Annotated in this window: 1 protein-coding gene; it reads left to right on the top strand. The window is 54.5% G+C overall.

Annotation, left to right across the window (positions count from 1 at the left end; all coding sequences use genetic code 11):
• Positions 1–255: hypothetical protein (locus ACO0LK_RS27090; protein WP_422980621.1), on the top strand; the 255-nt coding region annotated here is incomplete at both ends.

The raw sequence follows: 255 nt of genomic DNA, 5'->3' as shown, positions 1-255 counted from the left end.
AGCCACCAACATCACTATTCAACACAGTGACACAGGTTCCAACGCCATCACCCAAAACATCGTCAATGCCCGTCTGGCTGTTGACACAGGTACAAGTGACACCGTTGCCCTGACCATCGCCGAAGGCCTGAACACCGATCCACGTTTCAACGTCACCCTGACAACAGGCGCCGCTGAAAACGTCACCATCGTTGACGCTGATTCAGAAAACAACACCGTTGCCCTGGGTAGCGTAGCTGCCCACACAGGCACAGT

Source organism: Undibacterium sp. Ji49W, assembly GCF_049340205.1.
Taxonomy (GTDB): domain Bacteria; phylum Pseudomonadota; class Gammaproteobacteria; order Burkholderiales; family Burkholderiaceae_D; genus Undibacterium.
Note: the sequence above shows the minus strand (reverse complement) of the source record. Positions and strands in the feature narration are given on the sequence as shown.